Origin of the sequence: Conyzicola sp. (assembly GCF_046714715.1) — a bacterium.
Lineage (GTDB): Bacteria > Actinomycetota > Actinomycetes > Actinomycetales > Microbacteriaceae > Conyzicola.
Window position 1 is genome coordinate 1 of sequence record NZ_JBKKAD010000139.1, and the last position, 3177, is coordinate 3177.

General features: G+C 70.0%; 3 protein-coding genes. 1 reads left to right on the forward strand and 2 read right to left on the reverse strand.

Going from position 1 to position 3177, the window contains the following annotated elements; translation table 11 throughout:
• Positions 1 to 128 precede the first annotated feature (128 nt).
• Complete coding sequence (locus ACLQ6X_RS10340; RefSeq protein WP_411700080.1) at positions 129 to 995, reverse strand: phosphatase PAP2 family protein; 867 nt, start codon at positions 993 to 995, stop codon at positions 129 to 131.
• A gap of 101 nt (positions 996 to 1096) precedes the next feature.
• On the opposite strand from ACLQ6X_RS10340, the gene ACLQ6X_RS10345 reads away from it, so the two are divergent.
• Entirely contained in the window at positions 1097 to 2149 is a 1053-nt protein-coding gene (locus ACLQ6X_RS10345; RefSeq protein WP_411700081.1) for an ATP-dependent DNA ligase, read from the forward strand.
• Here the strand turns inward: ACLQ6X_RS10345 and ligD are convergent.
• Positions 2146 to 3177 (reverse strand): non-homologous end-joining DNA ligase (ligD, locus tag ACLQ6X_RS10350; protein WP_411700082.1); only part of this gene is annotated, 1032 nt, incomplete at its 5' end. The genes ACLQ6X_RS10345 and ligD overlap by 4 nt on opposite strands.

Below are 3177 nucleotides of genomic sequence, written 5' to 3' on the forward strand. Positions count from 1 at the left end.
CACCAGCGGACAAGAGAGAGCCGACGCCCTTGCCCCCTGGCTCAACTACTACAACACTGAACGCATCCACACCGGCATCGGAACCGCCCCCATCAACCGGGTGTCACCAATGTGATGGCCGAGTACACCTAGGCGCCGGAATGGGCAAGAGGCGCGCCCCGGGAAGCGAGCCGCGCGGGAGCGGAGCGCTGAACCCAGAGCACGGTCATCACGGCCAGCGAGACGACGGCGAGGCACATGATCTGGCTCGCGAGCAGCAGCGCGTGCGTCGTGGCCAGCGAGGTGTCGAGCGCGAGGGTCGCGGCGAAGGCGATCGACGCGACGATCAGCACGCCGCCGACGACGGCGCCGAGTGCGAGCAGCGTGCGCGTGCCGGAGTCGCTGCGCACGGGCGGCGCGCCGCGGTCGGGCAGCACGAGGTGGGCCAGCGCCATCACCCCGGTGACGAGCAGCAGGCCGGCGACGACGTCGCTCGAGCGGTGCCAGCCGAAGGCGAGCAGCTGCACGACCACCACGCCGAGCACGACGGACGCGGCGAGCGCCGCTATCGTGCGGGGCTTCGACGGCAGCACGATCAGCAGCGCGAACAGCACCGACGCGTAGGCGACGGTGTGCCCGCTCGGCAGGGTATTGGCGGAGACGTCGCCGACGAAGTCGGGGCGGGCGAGCAGACCGTTCTTGAGCAGCTGCGACAGCACAGTGCTCACGAGCACCACGCCTACGGCGCGTGCCGTGGCGCGGAAGCGGCGCAGCGCCACCCCCAGCAGTACCAGCACCCCGAGCGCGATGCCGATATTGGCGGCACTGACGAGGGACAGCAGGCCGCCGGGGCTGGCGAGGAAGGTCGACGCGTCGAGCGCGCGATTCTCGAGCACCTGGCCGGGGCGGGTGAGCACTCCCGCCACGTAGACCGCGGTGAAGCCGACGGCGCTCAGCACGAGCACGACGGCGGAGGCCGCCCTGGTCGGCTGGGGTCGCGGTACGAGATCAGGCATCGGGTAAGGCTACAAACTCCCGCTGGGATCTGGCTGCCGACGCGGCGCAACCCCCCGAGAGTTTTCTTCCGGTTCTTCCGCACACGCGGGAGGATCGGCGTATGCCCACGATCGCACCCATGCTGGCCAAGGCCGTCGCCACCGTTCCCGCCCACGACAGTGTGGAGGGCGGGCTCGCCTTCGAGCCGAAATGGGACGGCTTCCGGGCCATCGTGCACTTCGACGGATCATCCGTCGAAATCGAGAGCCGCGGCTCGAAGCCGCTCACCCGCTATTTCCCCGAGCTGGTAGACGCCTTCGTGCGCCTCCTCCCCTCCCCGTGTGTGCTCGACGGCGAGATCGCGGTGCGCAGCGGACCGGCCGGCAACGAGCGGCTCGACTGGGAGGCCCTGTCGGCGCGCATCCATCCGGCCGAGTCGCGGGTGCGCAAGCTCGCCGTGGAGACGCCGGCGATGTTCGTCGCTTTCGACCTGCTCGGCCTCGGCGACCCGGGGCTCGCGGAGTCGAGCCTCGTCGACAAGCCCTTCGACGAGCGCCGCGCGGCGCTCGAGACGCTGGTCGCCCCACTCGGCGACCCCCTGCACCTCACCCGCATCACGTTGGATACCGCCGTGGCCCGAGGCTGGCTCACCGAGTTCGAGGGCGCGGGTCTCGACGGCGTCGTCGCGAAGCCGCTCGCCGCCCCCTACGCGCCGGGCAAGCGCGTCATGCTCAAGGTGAAGCACCACCGCACCGCCGATGTGGTCGTGCTCGGCTACCGGGTGCACAAGAGCGGTAACGGCGTCGGCTCGCTGCTGCTCGGCCTGTACGACGACGAGGGCGAGCTGCGCAACGTGGGCGGGGTCTCCGCGTTCAGCGACGTGCGGCGGCTGGAACTCGTCGACGAACTCGCACCACTCGTGCGGCGCGACGACTCCGGCGCCCCGGTGACGGGCGAGACGGAGCGCAGCCGTTTCTCGTCGGGCAAGGACGTCTCGTTCGTGCGGCTCGAGCCGACGCGGGTGGTGGAAGTGCGCTACGACCAGATGGAGGGAGAACGCTTCCGGCACACCGTGCAGTTCGACCGCTGGCGCCCCGACCGCGACGCACGGTCGTGCACGTTCGAGCAGCTCGAGATCCCGGTGGCGTACGACCTGAGCAAGGTGCTGGTCTAGTCGTCGGTCCCTGAGCTCGTCGAAGGGGCTTTAGCCCTGCTCGGCTGCACGCGCGGCGGCTCGCCGGGCATCTTCGGGTAGTCGGGCGGGAAGGGCAGCTCGCCGAGCCCGTTCTCCAAGTCGCGCTCCCACCAGCCGTGCAGCACGTCGATCGTGCCCGGCCTGTCGCCGAACCGCGCCCACGGGTCGCCGGTGGTGGCGAGCCGCTCGGGGATCGTCAGCACCGTGAACGCCGCGGGGTCGGCGTTCTCCAGTTCGCTCCACTCGAGCGGGCACGACACCGTCGCGGTTGGCAGGGCGCGCGGGCTGTAAGCCCCGGCCATGGTGCGGTCGCGGTTGGCCTGGTTGTAGTCGACGAAGATGCGCTCGCCGCGTTCCTCCTTCCACCAGTTGGTCGTCACCTCCCGTGGCATCCGTCTCTCCAACTCCCGTGCCGCACCGATCACCGCGTGACGCACGTCGAGAAATTCGCGGGTCGGTTCGATGGGTGCGAAGACGTGCAGACCGCGATTGCCGGATGTCTTGACGAACGCCTCGAGGCCGGCCTCCTCGAGCACCTTCCGCAGTTCGAGAGCCGCGGGGATCGCGTCGTGGAAGTCGGTGCCGGGCTGCGGGTCGAGGTCGATGCGCAGCTGGTCGGGGTTGTCGGTGTCTTCGGCGCGGCTCGGCCACGGGTGGAACACGACGGTGTTCATCTGGGCCGCCCACACCGCGGCCGCCGGTTCGTCGAGCACGAGCTGGGGGTGCGTTCGCGCGCTCGGGTAGACCACGCTCACCGACCGCACGTAGTCGGGAGCCCCCTTCGGCGGGTTCTTCGAGAAGAACTGCTCGCCGTCGATGCCGGCGGGGAAGCGCTGCAGTGAGACCGGTCGATCACCGTTCGCCGTGATGAACGCCGCACCGACGCGCTCCTCGCTGAGGTATTTCGCCAGGTCGAGTTTGGTGATGCCGAGGTCGGGCCAGAGCACCCGGTTCGGACTGGAAATGCGCACCTCGCGGTCGCCGACCGTGAGCATTGTCGCTTCGCT

What these genes read in the sequence shown, in the direction of transcription:
- ACLQ6X_RS10340 (WP_411700080.1), bottom strand. Translation starts at nt 995, where the DNA reads ATGCCTGATCTCGTACCGCGACCCCAGCCGACCAGGGCGGCCTCCGCC.
- ACLQ6X_RS10345 (WP_411700081.1), top strand. Translation starts at nt 1,097, where the DNA reads ATGCCCACGATCGCACCCATGCTGGCCAAGGCCGTCGCCACCGTTCCC.